General features: G+C 42.1%; 10 protein-coding genes. 5 read left to right on the forward strand and 5 right to left on the reverse strand.

Annotated features, from left to right (window positions below; translation table 11 throughout):
- Positions 1-532: 532 nt before the first annotated feature.
- The 4 genes from ACR63N_RS05035 to ACR63N_RS05050 all read right to left on the reverse strand — a co-directional run bounded on the left by ACR63N_RS05035 (position 533) and on the right by ACR63N_RS05050 (position 6857).
- The gene (locus ACR63N_RS05035; RefSeq protein ID WP_472782541.1) at positions 533-3010 is read right to left on the reverse strand and encodes an esterase/lipase family protein; all 2478 of its coding nucleotides are present in this window, start codon (positions 3008-3010) and stop codon (positions 533-535) included.
- Between the two features lie 305 nt (positions 3011-3315).
- Positions 3316-4449 (reverse strand): hypothetical protein, encoded by a 1134-nt coding sequence (locus tag ACR63N_RS05040; RefSeq protein ID WP_367111055.1) that lies wholly within the window; start codon positions 4447-4449, stop codon positions 3316-3318.
- A 304-nt stretch (positions 4450-4753) separates the two neighbouring features.
- Positions 4754-5392, reverse strand: coding sequence for a 2-polyprenyl-3-methyl-6-methoxy-1,4-benzoquinone monooxygenase (gene coq7 / locus ACR63N_RS05045; RefSeq protein WP_472782716.1), 639 nt, complete (start codon positions 5390-5392; stop codon positions 4754-4756).
- A 124-nt stretch (positions 5393-5516) separates the two neighbouring features.
- The gene (locus ACR63N_RS05050) at positions 5517-6857 is read right to left on the reverse strand and encodes an MFS transporter (RefSeq protein ID WP_472782542.1); all 1341 of its coding nucleotides are present in this window, start codon (positions 6855-6857) and stop codon (positions 5517-5519) included.
- 547 nt (positions 6858-7404) lie between these two features.
- Here ACR63N_RS05050 and ACR63N_RS05055 point away from each other — a divergent pair.
- Both ACR63N_RS05055 and ACR63N_RS05060 read left to right on the forward strand, forming a co-directional pair.
- Complete coding sequence (locus tag ACR63N_RS05055; protein WP_472782543.1) at positions 7405-10998, forward strand: autotransporter assembly complex protein TamA; 3594 nt, start codon at positions 7405-7407, stop codon at positions 10996-10998.
- A 95-nt stretch (positions 10999-11093) separates the two neighbouring features.
- Positions 11094-16082, forward strand: coding sequence for a translocation/assembly module TamB domain-containing protein (locus ACR63N_RS05060; protein ID WP_472782544.1), 4989 nt, complete (start codon positions 11094-11096; stop codon positions 16080-16082).
- Positions 16083-16185: 103 nt separating this feature from the next.
- Here the strand turns inward: ACR63N_RS05060 and hemP are convergent, their stop codons facing one another.
- Entirely contained in the window at positions 16186-16344 is a 159-nt protein-coding gene (gene hemP / locus ACR63N_RS05065; protein WP_407074417.1) for a hemin uptake protein HemP, read from the reverse strand.
- Between the two features lie 181 nt (positions 16345-16525).
- On the opposite strand from hemP, the gene ACR63N_RS05070 reads away from it, so the two are divergent.
- The 3 genes from ACR63N_RS05070 (at position 16526) to ACR63N_RS05080 (ending at position 20115) form a co-directional block, all read left to right on the forward strand.
- Positions 16526-16975, forward strand: coding sequence for an NUDIX domain-containing protein (locus ACR63N_RS05070; protein WP_367106126.1), 450 nt, complete (start codon positions 16526-16528; stop codon positions 16973-16975).
- A gap of 346 nt (positions 16976-17321) precedes the next feature.
- Positions 17322-18356: a lipocalin family protein gene (locus ACR63N_RS05075; protein WP_367103530.1), complete on the forward strand. Its 1035-nt coding sequence runs from the start codon at positions 17322-17324 to the stop codon at positions 18354-18356.
- A gap of 313 nt (positions 18357-18669) precedes the next feature.
- A complete protein-coding gene (locus ACR63N_RS05080) occupies positions 18670-20115 on the forward strand; it encodes a glyceraldehyde-3-phosphate dehydrogenase (protein WP_367103529.1) in 1446 nt (481 codons plus the stop codon).
- The last annotated feature ends 339 nt before the right edge of the window (positions 20116-20454 follow it).

A 20454-nucleotide genomic window follows, 5' to 3' on the forward strand; every position in this document is an offset into this window, starting at 1 on the left:
AAGGTAATTTAACAAAGTAAGTAACATAGCTAAAGATTGTTTAGATAAAGTAAGTAATTTATATCCATATAAATTAGCAAATAGTTGTAAGATCAAAAACTTAACTAAAAAAATAATTAAAAAGCAATCAATAAACGGTGTTCTAATATTATGCGCCACCTCAACCACTGATTCAATACAAGGGCTAAAACCGACAGCTACCTAATAGTCATTAGTAGTCGCTAACTGAGCCTTGAAAAATAACAACATCAAATCCGAAAAACACTTTTCAAAAATTCAAACTAAATAAAACTGCAACGTAGTAAATATTAATAGTATTAAGTCTCATTGAACATGCTCATCAATTTACTCTCGAAGAGATCAAAAGCTAGTGCAACAACATGTAATTTTTGTAAATAATACTGTTAGTGTTTTTTAGTAATCTAAATCCTTTATTGTATTACGTTGTTTATGATTTTCTGTTTTTAAAGGTTTGTTTTTGCAACTATTTGTTATGTTATGCTGGCGAAACTGAGCCAGAAATGAACAAGCATTAGTCTGCAGCAACATCTGTCGTTAATTGCTTATGCAAAATTTTTCTTAGTGTTAAGATAGTCTGCGGGCTTTCTTGAATACTATGACCGCCGCTAATCACGGTTTCTGAAGCCGCGTTATCCAGATGAGCGCTAGTATAAGGTACGATGCCATCGGACAAGCTTTCAACTAAGGTTTGGCTAACGCTGCCATCAACTCTAACAGCAGCCACTAAAGGTTTTTCTTCATCTAGCATCGAATTACTTTTTTGCAGTGGCGCCTCAGATAAATCGATTTTGCCGCCCCCAGGCTGCATTTGTGCCAGTCCTCTGGTGATATCAGAGTCATTGCTGGCGATAATGGAGTGGTAAGTGATACGCTGGTTGATCTGAATGTCTTTAGTCAGCTGAATAAACGATGATTTATTACTAAGCTGACTGGCACCGTTTTCTAGATATAGTGCGCCCAGCGGGTTTTGTTTCAAATTACCCTGAGTGACGATAGTAGCTAAGTTATCAGTAACGGTCTTTATCAGTCCTACCGGCAAATAGATAATACGACTTAAAGCACGAGTAAACCAGCGATCAGCATAATCAGTACCGCGAAATGGTGCGGACAAAAATACAGCGGTATCTACCTGCGGTAAGGTTTGTAGCTCCAAGCGGCTGCTTAGCTTCTCCTCACCAAAGGATTGTTTAAGTACATCAAGGATTTGTCCTTTTTCGTGGTTTGATAGCATATCTTGATCATAGAGCCTTTCTAAATCGTCTTCTAGATTGTTATCAGAGAGCATCATGCGTGTGATGACCGCGCCCATACTGTGACTGATAATCACACTGTTTTTGCTAGCACGGTTTTGTCCGCTAGGGTCTGTTTGCTGATAAGTGGTAGACAGTAGTTTTTGAATCTCGTAGCGGTTTTCTAGTATGGGTAAGTTGGTGGGATAAAATATTTGCCAGACTTGATAGTTATCGCGTAGCGTATCGTCATTGAAGATATCATTGGTTAAATTGACCCAAGTGTCAGGACTAGAAGCTAGGCCATGTATCATAATAATGACCCTTTTGTCAGGATCATAAGGCTCTAGCATAAACAGCTTAGGTAAACTGGTTTCTTGTCGGCGAGCCAATAGATTTAAGTAACCCACGCCGCTTAATTGGTTTTCTGCTAACCATAAGCCATAACCTGCCGAAAAATTAGCCGCTAGTGGATAATCATCGCCTAAGATGGTAGTGGTTTTGCTCTGGTAGGGATTGTATAAATGGATATCAAGCTGATTACTGTCTAATACTTCTAAAATACTACTACCAGCAGGCTTTATGAGTCCAGTAACCAGTAAGTGTCCGGTGGGATAGATGCGTGAGATCGGATCACTATCGTCCAGATTACCTTCTATGTTGCGGCTGCTCTCATCCTTGGTTAATCTGCCTGACAATGAAGAAGCGAGTAATTGGCGAATAGTCGTGGTATAGCGATCATCTAATGACGCCACCATTCTGATACCAAGACCGGGACGCTGACTAATAGAGTTCAGTCCTGTGAGGCGCATCTCATAAGTAGAGGTTAAATCTGCCAAAGCAGATTTTTGCTCTTGAGCATTTTGTAAATAGTTATTTTCATTGGGCAAGTAGACATTAAGATCATAGTTGTTGACCTGCATAGCCATAACTTTAACCTGATCAGTCGACTTACCTTGCAGCGGCGTACGATTGGCTATACTTGCAGATTTGGTAGTATCGGTTACCGCTCTTATAATAGGTAGATACTCTACTTTGGTATTACCCATAAGCTGCTGCCCGTTACCTTCAGATTGATACAACTGAGTAATAATATCGTTACTGGCAGCGTTATAGACATCTTGAGTTTGAATGTCAAGATCGTTTGGAATATGGTGATAACTAGTGGACTGGGCAAGCTTATCATCTGCCCCTGCAAAATCATGCGCTAATTGATCATAAAATAGGTAGCTATAACTAAGCTTTATAGCGTCAAAGAGACGGTCTTGATAGTGGTTTAAGCAGGTAGTTGTCTTTGATTGTTGGATAGCGGCCTGCTCATTACTTAAAGGGGCATTGGCATAGTAAGGATCAATAGGCGGACGGGCAAGCGCGTTGAGGCAGTCTTGTGAACGGGCAAGCTGGCGTGCCTTAGCGTAATGTAGTTCGGCAAAGACTGCCAGTCTTGGTCGGTATTTACCATCCAATATACTATCGCTTAGCTGCTCTAGGCATAGTTCAAAATACTGCATGCAAGCTTTTTCATTAAGCCCAGCTGACAGTAAGTTTGAAGCCGTATTATTGCTTAACTCATTACTTGAGACGATATTGCCGCGTTGATTACTGATAGCTTTGGCAGGTGACAACTGACTGACCGATACCGTATTACAAGCTGACAACGAAGATATAGTTACTGTAGATATAGTTATCAATGCTAGGCTCAACCTCAAAGGCTTATAAGCTTGCAACAAGCCAGCTGAAACAAAGCGTCTAAACGTCATAAAGCGCCTCAATAATTCTCTATTAACAAATGTGGAGTAGAGTTATCATAACTCAAATGAGCTAATTGTACAGACAAAACAGTGCTACGGTTAGGACAGCTGTGAGATAAACAGGGTAGTGATAGTTATAAGACTATGATACGAATCAATTAGTAATACAAAAAAAGCTTGAAGAAGATCGAAGACATGACGTATAGGTATAAAAAAACGTGTACTTTATCATTGAGTATATCAACACAAAGTACACGCCCTCTTTTAAGACTGAACGTCTTAATTAATTAGTTCTCGATGTAAGTCTGGATGACTTAAGTCGTTGCTTTAACGGGTTTTACATCAATGTCAGGTGCTGGCAGATCCCAGATATAATACTTGCCATCTTCAATCAGTTTGATCTGCTGCGGGATAATGGCATTGTTAGGCATTTGCTGCTGCAAGCGGCGCAGACGATCTAAAGCTTCGTCACGACGATCACTTAACAAATCAGACTGGGCTAGGCTTTGCTCCGCTTCGGTATAGCCAAGATCCACCGCTTTGTCTAAATATTTTTGACCTTCTTTAAAGCCGCCGCCCTCAGCGAGCATCATACCGTACAAAAAATTCGCCTCGCCGCTGTTAGGATCAGCTTTGATAGCCCGATCGACATACTGGCTGGCACGTACCGCCACATCTGAGCCTAAATCCAAATTCCGACCCATACCGTTCAGCTTAGCAGCGCGAATCAGCACCTCATAAGAGGCATCAGGGGCGCTAGCAAAAGGCTCGATCCATTCAGAAAAAGCTTTGATTTTCTCACGAGTATTGTGACGCTGGGTACGGTTAGGGAAGTTGGGTGGATAATGACGTGCATTAGGTGAAACGTCTTCAATAAAGTCGTCAAGTAGACTGACATCCAGCTTATCTATACCGTCTTTTGTTTGAGGGATAAGCTTAGTAGGTACAAAACTGATATTGGTGATTTGTACTTGTGGTATCGGAACATTGTTTAACTGACCGATATCGATACCATCGCTTGTAATAGGGCCGCGTTGAAATATTTGCGTTGAGCCTGTAGGCTGAGGAGTTACAGGCCTAGGAGGAGTATACGGAGTTGGGATAGTAGCTGTGTTAGGTTGTTCAGGCGCTTGCGCTGCTGATGACAACACAGGGGTAGCTGGCTGAATAGGAGTAATAGGCTGATCGCTATCAACTGCCTGGGCGTTATTTATCGGCTGAATGTTACTTGGCTGAGTATTATTTAAAGTAGCGTTCGGCTGCGCTCGGCGGATAATACGTCTGCTTGAATCAATAGCACTAGGAACGCTGGCACTAGTAGTAGGCGCTACGTCATTGGTTACTTCTGTATCAGGAGTTGCAGCTACAGTAGATATTGAAAACATCATGGTACAAGCGGCAGCTAAGGCAGTTAGCGTGATTGTTTTATGATGTTTAGCGGGATTCATGGATGAGCTCATGGCAATAATTACCTTAGTTTCAGTTGTTGATAATTTACTTTTAATAAAAAAGGTTAGGTGGCAATAAATGCTACTTAGTTAATATACGAGCAGTCACTAGCAAAAGGGTTGTTGAAAAAACTAATGCTTATTGTAGCGAATACAGGCTTATAAAGTTGTAAAAACGGTGATAAAAAATGCAACGGTTAAGCGCATACAAAGTTTTTATACCCTAGCAAATTAGCAGCGGCACGCTCAACAGTAGGATTGTTAAAAATCCTACAGGTTCGCATTTTGAGTGTTATAAGCAAAATTATAGATGATAAGCTGTAGCTTTCATGCCATCTGCTAGCCTACGCATAGTATGGCGTACCAACGGTGACAGCGCGGCTCCGCCGCTTTGTAGCGCCAGCTCGCGATGATGGAGCTCCTCGGTATCCATCTGTGCCAGTATCTCTCTTGAGCGCACATCTTGCGGTGGTAATCTGTCGATATGGTCTTGTAGATGTTCACTAACTTGAGCCTCGGTCTCAGCGACAAACCCCAAACTAAACTCGTTAGATATGGCGCCAGCTATAGCGCCAAGCCCAAATGACATACTATACCATAATGGGGTAAACACACTAGGATGGCTGCCCAATTCATCAAGGCGTGTCTCGCACCATACCAGATGATCAACTTCTTCTTCAGCCGACTGTCGCATGGCTTGGCGTACGCCATCATCTTTTGCAGCAAAGGCTTGACCATGATATAGCCCTTGCGCGCATACTTCACCAGTATGGTTAACGCGCATAAGTCCCGCCACATGCCGAGTTTCTGTAATACTGAGCTGAGGAATAGTGTCATCACTGACTGGTAGCGGACGGGTGCTAGGGTTTGAGTGTGGAACGACTGCTCGTAGCGCCTTATCGACGCTAAGTAGTATATTGTCAACCTTGGATAAGGAACGCAGTGCCATAATTAGCTCCTAAGAGGTATTATATTTAGTGATTTAGTTGAGTAGTAACAAGTGGCTATTACTATAGCAAACTATAACGGTTACCGGCATGAAAATTCTTTGATAGTCATAGCCTTGATCAAACCGGCTCATCAAGCGCACTGTCGTTAGTTTGCATAACCGCCTGTTTAATATGTTTATTTAGTTTGTTATATAGAAATAGACCAAAGATAATATTGAGTATGCCCGTGACTAAAAACAATTGCGGTAAAGATAGATTTAACGCATTTAACACTACGATGGCAAAGAGGGCTGAAGTCACCATAAAGATGGCATTGAAAATATTGTTGGCACCAACGATGCGCGCCCGATGGCTTTTAGGAGCATAAGCCTGCATAGAAGCATATAACGGTACAATATAGAGACCGCCACTAAAGCCTAAAAAGAATAGATCTACAAAGACTCGCCAAGTGCCAGCGATACCAAACAAATTACTGATACCCAAAAGGGTTGTAGATGTGCTAACAAGATTTAATCCTGACAAAGAAAAATATAGATCAATAGCAAAGATACTCAAACCTGCAATACCAAAGGGCAATAGTCGCAAGCTAACTTGATTTTTAGTCAGACTCTTACACAGTAAAGAGCCTATAGAGACGCCTACTGAAAACAAAGTTAACAGAAAAATAACCACTGACTCGTCACCCTGTAAGATGACTTTGCTAAATTCTGGAGTCTGTGTCAAAAAAGTCGCCCCATAAAACCAAAACCAGCTATTACCTAAGATAACAAAGAATAAAAAGGGCAAGGAGTACAAATAACGCACGGTTGCCATGCTAGTGGTAAAGATATTCCAGTTGATAGTTAAGTTGGGCTGCATCGCTGGCATATTAGGAATAAATCGCGCCGCCATATAACCCAGTAGTGCCACCGCAATGACCGTAGCACTGATCCAATATAAAGACTGCGACAACTGCGTTAAGACGCCTGCGATAATCATCCCCAGCAAAATAGCTAAAGAGGTGCCCATTTGAAACAAACCATTGGCACCGACCAACTCATCTTCGCGCATCGCTTGGGGCAAGTAGGCATATTTAATCGGACCAAAAAAGGTAGAATGCGTACCCATCAAAAACAGTGCTACAAACAGCAGCACATACCACTCAAACACAAAACCTACAGCGGCCACACTCATGATAACCAGTTCAAGAAGCTTGACGAAGCGCGTAAGCTTGGACTTTTCGAACTTATCAGCAATTTGCCCTGCTAATGCAGAAAATAAAAAATAGGGCAAAATAAATAGCATGGCAGCCAAATTATTTAAGATACTTACTTCTACGCCTATCTGACTGGCAGCGGTATAGGTCAATACCAAAATCAGCGCTTGCTTAAAAATATTGTCATTAAATGCACCCAAAAACTGGGTAAAGAACATAGCGTTGAAGCGGCGACGTTTGAATAATTGAAACTGATTTGCCATGGGGGCTCCTACAAGTAGCCAGCGGCTAATGCATAAATAAGTGGCTAGAGGTATTTTTGTCTTTATACTATTGTTTTGAAATACTATTATTTTGGATATTATCAAAAACGTATTGAAATATAAGATAGGTTTTATTATTTTTAGACCGTATAATAGCAAGGCTTTTGTATAAATACATAGGTTAGATGCTATGATTTGCTCATTCACTAAGCTACATCTCGTAGCTCTTAGGTAGTGTGCTGCTTGTCAGCCTTCTTATTTATCTGAGAATGACTATAATCTGGTAGTGGCTATAATAAGTAGATTAATGGTAAAAATTATAAGATAATTGGCCAAATTTTCATTTATTATACGGTATACAGTGAAATTAATCTGAACTGTTAACGTTACCAAAATCAGATTCAAGCAATGAAAACCAAGCAAAGATTAAAATAGTAAAAGTTAAGTGCTAGAGATTAAGCGCTTTTAAGTATATTCACGGGTAAATGCAGGCGGTAACTACCGTCAGTAGTAGTATGCCGCGTGAGGTGACAGGGAATAAGTAATCATGAGATATCAGCCACCCTCAACGCAGCGGCGTAAGCCAACAACATTGCCGCGTCCAACCTTTACCCGCTCAGCGATTTTTACCGCTCTTGCAAGTACCTTAGTAGGCTTTGGTAGTGCCTCCTCAGCACTTGCAGCTGAAGATATACCAGCTGATCCTCCAGTTGCCACCTCTTCGAGTCTAGCCAAATACAATGATTTGATGACGGTTGAAGATGATGATGAGTCGCAGCTTGATACTGCTCTGGACGCGCTTCGTTTGAGAAAAGCGGTCGAACAAGGCGTGATCGATCAATCGGTATTAGAAGCTTATACTCAACAAAACTATAGCAATAAAAACCCAATCGAGCCCAGTTTAATTACTCCGGATTCTAATGAAAAGCGCAGCAATTCGCTAGTGAATGATGCTGCTGGCGATAATCAACCTAACATATCTGACGTAGCTAACCAAAATCTAGAACAAGAAGCTTTGAGTATTCAGCAGCAAGGTTACCAAGCAATGACGCCTGAAGAGATTGAGCGTGAACTTGCTACAGTGGATGTATTAAATACTCAAAACGGTAATAGCGATATTGACTTTGACAGTGCAGTCAATGCTAATGCTATTGAGGGAGTTAATGCTGACATTGACAATAGTAATAATAGTATTGACGCCGATTTTGATAATCCTGTCTCGACTTTAGATAGTGCTCAAGCTCCCATTGGTTTGGATACTAGTCTAGATGCTACTGTACTACCATCTCCTAATAACCTTGATACGCTTAATCGAGAGCAGGACAGCAATGAGAGTATTAGTACAGTAGATACAGAGGTAGAAACTCTTGATAATCAATCGATACCTGTTGATGAGCGGCCTATCAATGTTAGCGATGCTGTCAGTAGCAATGGTATAGAAAACGATGAGCAAAACCCAGTACAAACGCTAGCTCAGCAGCAAGATCAGGCAACTGGTGCTGAGGATACGATCACTGAGACTCAAATCGAAGCCAGTACTGGTCAGCTGCCCATCGACGATGCTACTGAGAGTGATATAGCAATGCAGCAAGCTGAATCAGAGGGTTTAAATCCTGATGATTATTTGCCAGATTATCAGGCCACAGAGGCGGTTGACGAAAGTCTGCTACAGGCAGCTAAGCCCAAACCAAAAGCTCGTAACAGTAGCAGCTTTATTAAGCGTATATACAACCGTTTATTTAACGGCGGCGTTACGGCACTACCTCACGTTGAAACAACGGTTTATTTACAGCAACCTGCGGCCAATAATGACATCAATGCGCGACCACAACTAATCAAAGCTGATGAAGATATTCAGCCAATTAACAATATCAAAGCGGCGCTTGATGACACCACAGTACAGTCGGTCGTTGATTTTACAGCGGCCTTACCACGCCTGCGTCAGAATGCTTTAGATGCTGCACGTGCGGTGGGCTACTACGATGTTACTTTACGGCTACGTCAGCCCAATGCCGATACTATCGATGTGATCATTGAAAGCTTGGGTGAACCGGTACGCGTTGAGAGCCGAGTTGTAGATATTCGCGGTGAAGGTAGCGAGCAAGAAGAGTTTCAGTCTCTCGAAGCAGACTTATTACCAAAAGAGGGCGATATTTTTAATCACCGGGTTTATAAAAACAGTAAAGCGGCGCTTGAAGCTTTGAGTAATACTTATGGTTACTTTGACCAGTACTGGTTAAATAAATCGGTTGATATTATTTTGCCAGACAACACTGCAGATATGTCATTAGTATACGATACTGGTGAGCGTTACGAGTTTGATGAGGTAGTGTTTTTCACTTATGATGAGGCGACCAACACTTTAACCCGTGATCCTGACCAACTGCCTGTTGAGAAGAATCTACTTGAGCAGTTAATTGGCTTTAAAGCAGGAGAGCCTTTTTATCGTCCCGCCATTACTAAATTTAGTAACGATTTATCTGCCACCCGCTATTTTAATACTGTGAACGTTGAGACCATCTTGCCACCCGATGAGAGTAGTGCGAGTGGCACATTGGCGTTTGATAATATGCCCACAAATACTGACGCTGCTGATATCCTAGATGATGATATTAATGAGGGCAGCGGTAATACTAACGATAACGCGCAAACCGATGAACAGATAGATGTGTCTGCTAGTGGTGAGCGCAACAGTGACCTAGCTGTTGATAGTGACAATGACAATGAAATTGCTAATGATGGGATTGATATTGATGCCAGCAGTAGTGACGACGAGGTGATAAATGCTGCTGATATTAGTGACAGTGATAACGTCATCGACGAGACAGATATCGCTCCTATTGAATTTACCGTCGATGAACAAACGAGCGAGAAACTAGCTGCTATCAAACAAAAAGCCGAGCGTTTAACGCTTTTGCCTGATGATAGAGTGCTCGATGAACAAGAACAAGAAAAAGCTGATAGTATCTTGGGCAAAATCAGCGACTCTATTAGTAACGTTGCTGAAAAAATATTCCCCGATGACGAGACAGTTTTCGATGAAGACTTTGTACCGCCAACGCTTGAGGGCCGTATAGCGCCAGAGCAAGTACAGGAAAGTAAAAAAGTACCGCTATATGTCTTTGTATCGTCTGAGAAGCCGCGCGACGCCCAAGTAGGTTTGGGTTATGGTACGGATACTGGGGTGCGTGCGACTGGACGTATCGACTATAACCTTATCAATCGCCAAGGTTATCAAGCAGGATCGGAGGTTGAGATATCAAGCATTAAGAAAAATGCTACTATTTATGGTAGTCGGCCATGGAAGCATCCGCTTAATGACAAACTAGACGCTCGCTTGACCTATGAAGAACAAGATCGAGACCAAGGTGAAGGTAATTTCGATCTATCTACGACGACGTTGGAAGCAAGGCTTGCTCGTAATATTCGCCGTGAGAGTGGTTGGGATAGTAGCACCTTTATTCGCTATCGCTTAGATAAATTGGAAACCGGTCTTGATGACGATGAAATAACCGATTTACCTGTAGATTTTACCTCAGGTAACCCTAAGCAAAGAGCCTTATTGCTCGGTTACGGTATTAGTAAAACCAATGTTGATAATGCGCTCATACCAACGCGCGGCTATCGTCAGTATTACGGTGTCGAAGTGGGGTCAGATAAGGTGCTAAGCGATACGGATATGGCTATTGTTCATGCTGGCATTAGTGGCCTGTATAGCTTTGGAGCAGATGATAAACATCAAGTGCTTGGCGGTTTAAATGGTGGTTATATCTGGGCCGATGACTTTTACGATGTCCCCTATAACTTACGTTTCTTTGCTGGCGGTGATCAGAGCCTGCGTGGTTATGATTATGAGAGTTTGTCACCAAAAGATAGTAATGGTAATTTAACAGGTGGGCAAGTATTAGCTGTCGGTAGTGCTGAGTATAACTATGAGTTTAGGCCTGGTTTTCGCGGGGCAGTGTTTACTGATGTCGGTAACGCTTATGACAAAAACTTCGGCAACGAAACCAAAGTTGGCGTCGGTGTTGGTATTCGCTGGGCATCGCCTGTAGGTGTCGTACGCGTTGATGTCGCTGCTGGCGTGACAGAAGATAGTGTTCCTATTAGACTGCACTTCTTTATCGGCTCGCCGTTATAGACCAGCAGGTAAATACATACCTAGATAAATAGCTGACAAATAGCTACCCTGCATCCGATTTTTCGATGCTTGTCTTTTTTATATAATTGAGTGTCATGTTGCCTAATAATAACCCGTCTCCTCAAGATGAAGATCCAGCTCAAAGAGATGCCCGCGCGCTACGCCGTTGGCATCCTGTGTCTTTTGTGCTCAAACTATTGGTACTGATAGTTATTGTGCTGCTGATTATGCTGGCAATATTCTTTTATATGGCAGGTACAGAATCAGGAACTGAGTTTATTTTAGAGAAAATCGCTGCTGAGACTGGTATTGAATTTAAATATGGTAAAGGGGATTTGCGCAGCGGTCTTTGGGTTACTGATATAGATATTGAGGCGACCGAAGATCTTGAGATTTTGGTAGATAGTGCTTATGTCAAAATAGGCTGGCGCGCACTCTTTGCAAAAGAAGTGCATCTACGTGATGCCAATATCAAACGAATCGAGATTATTAATAAAAAGCCGCCAACGGGTGAGCCATTTGATTACAAAACCCTACAGCTACCCGTAAATCTGCGCTTCGATACGGCAAAGATAGAGACTGTCATTTATAGACAAGTGACCAAAGAGCCGGTGCGAGTCCATGATATCGCTGCGCGCGATTTGACGTGGGTTGATACCCTAGTTACAGTTGGCCGCGGTGATTTGCGCTATGCTGATATCGTCAAAGTCAATGCTCTACAAGGCGAGATAGACCTACAAGGCGATTATCCGCTAGATGTGGCGGCTATAGTGGAGGTTAGCGCCTTAGAAAAAGCTTATGTCGATCCGCTCAATGTCACAGCGACAGGAACATTGAAACGTACAGTGGGTAAGGTACGTAGTCGTTATAATGATAGCGATGTGCAAGGACAGTTTATCGTACAAGGTCTGGATAAGGACGCGCCGTTTCAGGCTAAACTTGAGTGGGACGATATCCTCATTCCTTACGCTGATGATCAGAATATTCGTCTAAAAGACGGCGTAGCTACTGCCTCAGGGGTGATCTCTGAGATACGTTTGCGTATTAATGCTGAGCTGAGTGCTAAAGATATTCCTTCAGGCCATTATCAAGGACGCGGTATCATTGCCAACAGTCAACTGCGTGTCGATCGCCTAGAAGCTAACGTGCCCGCAGGCGATCTGATACTGCAAGGTATTTTAGATTGGCAAGATAGCTTTGATGCCAAAATACGCGCTACGGGCAGCAATTTCGATATTCGTGAAGCGATTCCTGAAGATTTTGACGACTATAAAGCCTATGCTCCAGAGACGCTTAATGGTCGATTATCACTGCATTATCAGCAACAAAATAGTGCCGGTAACTTGCAAATAGATGCTGATTTGCGCCAACGTGACGGCGAACATGTTAATGCTAATATTAGGCTTGGCAAAGTATCATTAAAATCTAACCAAGAAGCACCTTGGTATGTTGATGCCCAGTGGCAAAACCTGACGCGCCGCGATGTACCTAATATCGGCAATATTGACAGTCCACGTGGACAAGCCAAGGTTATGGTGCGCGGTGCGCGTTTATCAGTCGATGCCAATGCGCTCATCAACGAGCTAAATGCAGCACCAAAGGGCAATTACGATGTTAGTATGCGTAAAGTTGATGAGATTATTAATATCAATAGCCTAAACTATGATGGCGTAGTAGGCGATCTATCGGGCAATGGCCAAATCCAATTAGCCACCCAGCAGCGACCACTCACTTGGCAGATTGATGCGCGTACTAACGGTTTACTGCCTAAAGAATATCGTAGCGATTTGCCGCTTGAGCGTTTAACCGGACAAATTAGCGCGCGTGGCCGTATGGTTGATATTAGTAAAAACCGTACGCCAGGTCAGCGTCATATTATTAGTATCAGCAACACCGACTTACAAGCGCAGCTAGATGCCAGCCAAGATGATCGTGCTATTGCCATCAAGGGTGATGGCGGGGTGCAAGTAGATATGATCGATGGTGAGTTATCAGTTTTTGACGCGCGCTTTGAGGGTCAAGTTGACACCAAAGACGTGCCTGATGGTAGCCTATCTATTAACGTAGCTGGTACTCCAAAACAGATCAGCATTCGTAAACTTGACTATGCAGGCGAGGCTGGTGCTGCCAAAGTTAAAGGCGCTATTGATCTACGCCGTGGTATCGGCTGGAATGTCAGTGGTCGTTTTGATAGCTTTGATGTCGGCTATTTTTTGCCTGATAACCCAGCGATTCTTAGCGGCGATTTGACTACCCAAGGACAGTGGCAAACGGCCCCTGAGAACCGTCCTAACGCTAGCGGCAAGCTACAACGTTTTGCTGTCAATTTCGATGGGGTACTTGATGCCGAGCAGCTTCCTGCTGGCAAGCTTACTATTGACGCTAGTGGCGATGCGCAGCTGATTCGTGTGCAGCGTTTTCGTCATGTGGGCGCGGCAGGCAGTATTGATGCCAAAGGGGTGGTCGATGTCCGTCAAGGTATTGCATGGGACATTAGTGCGGTTATGAATCGCTTTAACTTGGGGTATTTTTTAAAAGATATGCCAAGCTCAATTACTGGTAATATCGTAACCGACGGCCGCTGGACTGATACGCAGCAAGTTATTAATCTAAAGCAGATCAACTTAAGGGGGACGCTAAAAGGGGAACCATTAAGTGCTAAAGGTAGCTTGTCTGCTAAATTAAATCTACCTGAAGATCTAGCTAGCTATTTTGAGCGCTTGCAAGGACAGGATGCTCAGACTCAGTATCAGCAAGTCAATGCTCTCATAGAGAGCTTGAATGCCAATAATTTAGTACTACGTTGGGGCGATAACTATCTCACTGCAAATGGCAATGCCAAACAATTACAGACTAAAATTAACATCACCAGCTTAGATCAGCTCTCAGATAAGCTAGCAGGCGAAGTTACGGGCGGCATAACGTTATCACAGCCAGACGGGCAAGCGCTACCAACCATCTATGTTGACTTGGTAGGTGAGCGTATCGCACTACCAGGATTTATTCTGCGTGAAGGTCGCGTGCGCGGCAAACTGGTTAATTTGGCCAATAGTCCAAGCCAGCTGGTTATCAGTGCTCAGGGTTTAGAGGCTGCTGGACAAAACTTTAAAAACGTTAATGCATCTTTTAAAGGTACTGAACAAGCGCACATTGTTGATGTCAAAGTTGCCAATGAGCAGCTTAATGTCTCCGCTCGACTCAAAGGTGGGTTTGACCGCGACGAGCTTAACTGGTCGGGAGTGATAGGTAAAGGCCGCGTTAAATCTAAATACGCCACCTTAAACCAAGTGCAGCCAGCACAATTAGTGGTTGACTTACCGCAAACTCAAGATGGTAACACTAGCGACTTCAAAGTGCAGCTAGCGGCGCACTGCTGGCAAGCCGCTGATCAGACGGGTAAGTTGTGTTTGCGTGAAAATCTAGTGGCTTCAGCTGCTAGTGGACAAGTCAATTTGGCCATACAAGCACTGGATACCTCGTTGTTCTCCCTGTTTTTACCAGATGATATCGATTGGCAAGCTAAGATCAATGGTAAGGCTATTGTTGGCTGGCAACGTGGCAAACCGCCTACTATTAATACTACTTTATATTCTGATAATGGCAGAATTGGTCTGATACAAGATGGTGATGTGGCACCAGTTAGCTTACCGTATAAACGCATATCACTTATAGCGATGTCTGTTCCTGAAGGGCTTAAACTGCGTACTGATATCAATACCGGACGCGGTGCACAAGGTTATGCTGAGGTAGTTGTTGATCCCTATAATGACCCAAAACCCATATCAGGAGCCTTGGTGCTGAACGAGCTTAACTTAGCCGTTTTCAAACCTTTTTTCCCGGGTATGCGAGTGCTTGAGGGTAATATCACTATGGCTGGTGGCCTCGGTGGTACCTTAGAAAAGCCGCAGTTTTATGGCAATGTAGAGCTTACTGATGGGCGCGTTGCTATGCTTGATTTACCGGTCAATTTGACTAGAATCAATGCTGATGCCAAGATTCGCGGTACACAGGCTACTATCGATGGCACCTTTAATAGTGGTACCGGTACTGGTGAGATTACTGGTACGATCAACTGGCAGCAAGAGCTACAAGCCAAACTTAGTATTATCGGTGAGCGTCTAATATTGACTCAGCCGCCGCTGCTCACCGCTACTATTAACCCTGATATTGACATTATCGTACGTCCAAGTGATCGTTACGTTAATATTGAGGGGGCTATTAGCGTGCCATCAGCGACCATTCGTCCTCCTGAGGCTAGTGAAGACATTATTACCCAGACCGAAGATGCGGTGGTCATTGATCGTCGCTTGATAGGCAATATTGATGAGGTTTTAGCCATATCACAACCATGGTCGATCAACGCCGACATTGGTATCGATTTAGGTGATGATGTTAACTTCCGCGGTTTTGGAGCAGTCATTCCTTTAGCTGGTGCGCTCAATATCACTCAAAATGGTCAAGGGGTAATGCGCGCTAAAGGCGTTATTCAAGTAGCGCGCCGTACTGATATTGACGCTTTTGGTCAAAGCTTAGATCTAAATTATGGGCAAATACGTTTCAATGGCGATGTGTTGAAGCCTGATTTGAGTATTGAAGCGGTCAAAATCATTGATAACAAAACGGTGGGGGTCAGGATCACAGGCGATACCGAAGATCCAAACATTGTGGTCTTTAATAATGCTGGATTGTCCCAGCAGCAAGCCATGAACGCTTTGGTTACTGGTCGTCTCAATGATAGTAGTCCCTCGCAAGTTAGTGAGCAGAGTTTTAAATCAAGAGTTACTAATAATTTAGCGGCGGCAGGTCTTAATTTTGGACTAAGCGGCACCCGTAGTCTGACCAATCAAATAGGTGAAGCATTTGGACTACAAAGCCTTACGGTAGATGCGTCGGGCAACAGTGATGATACTAACGTGAACGTCACCGGTTATGTCACTCCTGATTTATATATACGCTATGGAGTTGGTGTTTTTAATGCAGAGAATAGCTTGTCGATACGTTATCAGCTGACGCGCCGTATTTATATCGAAGCTACCTCTGCTGCAGAAAACGCTGCGGACGTAGTTTATAGCTGGCAGTTCTAATAGATCGTAGATACTACTCTACCTAATCAACAACAGCACTCAATAAGAGTTCTGCTCAATAAAAAACGCCTTTTGATAAGGCGTTTTTATCTATATTCTATATTTATTTAGTTAAGATCAAACGGTTATTACGAGTTAAACGCAGACGGTATTCTTCACCTTCATGCTCAATTCGTACTTCTTTAGTTAGTGCAAATAGGTGCTGTGATTGCAGAGTAGGTAAGCGATTGTCGCGACAATTTAAATAACGAGAGATAACCATGCTCATAGAAAAATCCTTGTGTAGTGGCTGGGTTTTGAACGATAAATAGTGCTACAGGAAATGAAGAGTAACTAAACATCGCTAACGATAATAATTATCATTTACAATTAAAGTTTTTGCAAGCAGATTGATAAAATAAAACTTAGATATTATGTAAACTTATGTGAAAAAGGCTGTTGTTATGGGTGATAACGTAAAGGCAAGTTTTAAAGGTAAGGATATAGACAGCATTAATGTCGCTATCGCAGTCATACATTATCATCAACACTATTTACTTGGGTTTCGTAACAGTATGCAGCATCAAGGTGATCGTTATGAGTTTGTAGGCGGAAAAATAGAAGCTGATGAATCAGCAAAAGAGGCCCTTATACGGGAAGTTGTTGAAGAAACAGGAATTGATATTAGTAAAAACACCTTTAACAAGTTAGGATGTTTAACTCATAACTATAAAGACAAGCAAGTCACTTTACAGGTTTATAAAATTGAGATGACGGCTAAACAGTATGAACAGCATGAGCATTGTGACTATGGTCTAGAGGGACAGGCTTTATTCTGGGTAGATAAATCCGCGTTGTTAGCAGGTCATTATCAGCTACCTGCTGCTAATAAAACCATTCTTGAATGGCTATAATAACTTAATACCAGTAAAGGCTGAATATCACCATTATCTAGCTGTGACTGATTAATAAACTCATAATATTTATAACAAAAATAATATTATTTACAAACCGTTGCTTTTCCACACATTGGTACACTATTTCTATAGTCCAAGAACCTTTAGTATGTGTGCTAAAACTGAATACAGTTAAATCTAAATAATAGTTCTTCGGTTATCGGAGTATTGATCTGATAGCCGTTGGAATTCAATAGTTAAGGAAGGCAAACTCAGTTATTTATGTCTTTTTTCGTTTTGAACTATTATTTTTTAGCAGACATTTCTTACAAATAAAATAATTACTATAACTAACGGTATCGATATGAAAACCAATAAGTCTTCGACATTCGAATGGCCTTCTATGCAAACAACAAGCTCTAATACTAAGCGAATTGCTAAAGATAACAACGATGCTAGTAATGGTGAAAACTATAGCTATGAAGTAAAAACTTCGTTTGCCTTAATAGATTATAAAGCTTCTAGTCAAGAAAAATTTAATGATGAATGGTCAGCTAATATTAGTGGCGATACATCAGTAGCCACTACAAAAAGAGATACCACTCAAACAAGTAACCAGCAGATGCGTAATCAGCGGACGAGTGAGCAAAGTGGTCAAAGACGTATTGTACAAAAAGATGACGTCTTAGAGCGGACTTTTATGAATGGTCTGATCAAACATACTGCTATTGCTTTAGCGATAATTATACCACTAGCAGCGTTTTCTGCTTATGCGGCCCCAGTACCGCAGACGTCCACTGATGTTAAAAACGAAGCTGCAATTACGACAGATAAAACCACTAACAAAAATATGACAGCAAGTATGGCTGTGGCCCCTGCAGCTATTATTTATGAATCAGCCAAACAACCTACTACTGTAGATAGTGTCGATCTCTCAAAGTATGCGGGCAAGTGGTATGAGATAGGACGGTTACCGATGTACTTTCAGCGTAATTGTGCTAGTAATGTGACTGCCACTTACACTCAAAAGACGGACGACTCTAACATTAACGTGCTTAATCAGTGCCTTGAGTCTGATGGTACTTCTATAACTGCAGAAGGGCTTGCCATACCTGCTGATGATACGGGTAGCAAGCTTAAAGTTTCTTTTTTGCCGTCGTGGATGCGCTGGTTGCCCGTAGGTCAAGCTGATTATTGGGTGCTTGCTCGTGATCCAGGTTACCAAACTGCATTGGTAGGAACGCCTGATCATGAGTATCTGTGGTTATTAGCGCGCTCTCCTGACATTAGCCAAGAGACTTACGCCAAATATCGGAAGATCGCTCAAGAACAAGGCTATAACTTAAAAGAGTTTAAACTAACTCCTCAAAATAACCAGACGGTTAACTTAGTACCTTAGATATGAATTTTAATACGGTTCAATGGATTTAATCACTGAAATGTTAATGATTTTATTTATAGTACAAATTATCATTGTCAAACCTTAGTAACCCTTAACAATAATGGTTATCACTAGCAAAATAGCATGTTTTGAGCTAGAATCTACAGCAACAAATTACCTTAGTAACAATGAATACAGTAACGATGACTACCACTTAGATAGTTTTACGATACTCTAATGAGTCGCTACTTTATACGAGTAGTGATTCATGTAGTTTTATCTCTTTTTATACGTTAACAATTTTTATTGACTACATTAACTGACCATAAGGATGTTTCTCGTGAGCCAAGCTGATACTTTGCGTCAACTACATCAAGATCATTTAAATAATTATAATAATCAAGAACAACAAGCTATTGAGCTTATTGGCTTGTTAAATAAACTATACAACGAGCAGGACGTGCAAGTCACTTTATTTGGTGAAACACTGGATACTACTTCAGTGGGTCAACTATTGGCTATGCATCAAAAAGCTGCCATACGTGAGCAAGGCGGCAAACCTATCGCTATCGCTGATACATTAGCTATGGTTAGAGTGCTAGCTGCGAGTGGTGATGTTCAATCAGCACGTGTCGATGTAGGACAGCTGATCGCTACTGACACCGATATCCAAACGGCTTTGCAAGCGATTGATACTAGTGGCGGTACAGTCAATGAGGCCACAGACGTAGTATTATATGGTTTTGGTCGTATTGGCCGTATCCTGACGCGTCTGCTACTTTCACAAGCATCGAGTGCTAAAGGCCTTCATCTAAAAGCTATTGTAGTACGCCCTGCAGCGGCGGGTGATTTGGCTAAGCGCGCTTCATTACTTGAGCGTGACTCGATTCATGGCAGCTTTAGTGGTGATGTCAGCGTAGATGAAGATAATAATGGTATTATTATTAATGGCCGTTTTGTACAAGTTATCTATGCTAATGATCCTAGTGAAATTGACTATACCGATTATGGTATCGATAATGCCCTTGTGATTGACAATACAGGTAAATGGAAAGATGAAGCGGGTCTTGGTAAGCATCTACAGTCTAACGGCGTGCAAAAAGTTTTATTGACGGCTCCTGCTAGTGGCGATATTAAAAACGTCGTTTATGGTGTCAATAATGATACGGTTGGTGACGATACTATTGTTAGTGCCGCCAGCTGTACCACCAACGCTATTACTCCGGCGCTTAAAGTATTAAACGATGAATACGGTATTGAAAGCGGTCACGTTGAAACTATTCATGCGTTTACTAACGATCAAAATTTGGTAGATAATTATCATAAGTCTGATCGCCGTGGCCGTAGTGCAACACTCAATATGGTGATCACCAGCACTGGCGCTGCTAAAGCGGTAGGTAAGGCATTACCAGAGCTTAGTGGTAAGCTTACGGGCAATGCTATTCGTGTACCTATTCCTAACGTTAGTCTAGCGATTTTAAATCTGAATCTAGAAAAAGCGCCACAGAGTACAGAAGCTTTAAATGACTTTATGCGTCAGATGGCGAATAGTAGTACTTGGCAATCACAAATCGCTTATACTGATTCGACAGAGGCGGTGTCAACTGACTTTATTGGTACCAAACATGTAGGTATAGTAGACGCCCAAGCGACGATTGTTACCGATAACCATGCGACTGTCTATATTTGGTATGACAATGAGGTCGGCTACAGCACTCAAGTATTACGCCTAGCCACGCAAATGGGTGGCATTAGCTATACGCAAATACCAGCGTAATGATAGTCTTATCAAGTGTATGATTAAGGTGGATAATTCATTGAGAGTTACTGGTATTAAGGCCAACTTAGTTATTAAGACTAATTAAGTAAAAATCTGACTAAGTAATAGCTATTGATGTAAGTATACCAGCCTTAATGACTCACGAGACGACACCCGATAGTCTATTTGATTATCGGGTGTTTTAGTTACTATATTTTATTAAGATAAACACTATGCTAGAGCTATAAAAGTGATCGAATACCTTTATAATAAGAGTATAACCACAAAGATTATAATGACTATTATATAGTTGATACTAAATTAAATGATAAACCTAGATTATAAATTAAGGAACGC

The organism is Psychrobacter sp. M4 (assembly GCF_055699795.1).

Coding starts and splice junctions, on each gene's coding strand:
- ACR63N_RS05035 (WP_472782541.1), bottom strand. CDS start 3,010: ATGACGTTTAGACGCTTTGTTTCAGCTGGCTTGTTGCAAGCTTATAAG.
- ACR63N_RS05040 (WP_367111055.1), bottom strand. CDS start 4,449: ATGAATCCCGCTAAACATCATAAAACAATCACGCTAACTGCCTTAGCT.
- ACR63N_RS05050 (WP_472782542.1), bottom strand. CDS start 6,857: ATGGCAAATCAGTTTCAATTATTCAAACGTCGCCGCTTCAACGCTATG.
- ACR63N_RS05055 (WP_472782543.1), top strand. CDS start 7,405: ATGAGATATCAGCCACCCTCAACGCAGCGGCGTAAGCCAACAACATTG.
- ACR63N_RS05060 (WP_472782544.1), top strand. CDS start 11,094: ATGTTGCCTAATAATAACCCGTCTCCTCAAGATGAAGATCCAGCTCAA.
- hemP (WP_407074417.1), bottom strand. CDS start 16,344: ATGGTTATCTCTCGTTATTTAAATTGTCGCGACAATCGCTTACCTACT.
- ACR63N_RS05070 (WP_367106126.1), top strand. CDS start 16,526: ATGGGTGATAACGTAAAGGCAAGTTTTAAAGGTAAGGATATAGACAGC.
- ACR63N_RS05075 (WP_367103530.1), top strand. CDS start 17,322: ATGAAAACCAATAAGTCTTCGACATTCGAATGGCCTTCTATGCAAACA.
- ACR63N_RS05080 (WP_367103529.1), top strand. CDS start 18,670: ATGTTTCTCGTGAGCCAAGCTGATACTTTGCGTCAACTACATCAAGAT.